1 protein-coding gene is annotated in these 310 nt (G+C 70.6%); it reads right to left on the bottom strand.

Features of this window, described 5'->3' with window-relative positions; genetic code table 11:
- Positions 1 to 33: 33 nt before the first annotated feature.
- Positions 34 to 310, bottom strand: a 277-nt coding sequence (locus tag CCN56_RS44040) for a hypothetical protein (protein ID WP_218779506.1), incomplete at its 5' end; no start/stop codon positions are given.

Here is a 310-nt window from a genome sequence, read left to right as displayed (position 1 = left end):
TGTCGTACGGTCTGCCGTGCCGCGACGCCCGCGTCACGGTCTGCCCGCCAGGTCGTCCAGTTTCCCGAAGACCAAGGTCACGGCGCCACCGCCGCCGGCGAGGAGCACGTAGATCGCGAACATGATCCGCTGGCCCTGCTTGCTCAGCGCCTCGTACTCGCTTCTGGTGACCTCGGTCCTCGGGCGGCGGCGGTGGCGCCGTGACCTTGGTCTTCGGGAAACTGGACGACCTGGCGGGCAGACCGTGACGCGGGCGTCGCGGCACGGCAGACCGTACGACACTCGACGGCTGCGGATCGGGGCCGCGCTC

Origin of the sequence: Streptomyces sp. NRRL B-24572 (assembly GCF_002156145.1) — a bacterium.
Taxonomy (GTDB): Bacteria; Actinomycetota; Actinomycetes; order Streptomycetales; family Streptomycetaceae; genus Streptomyces; species Streptomyces vietnamensis.
This window is presented reverse-complemented; position numbering and strand designations above follow the sequence as displayed.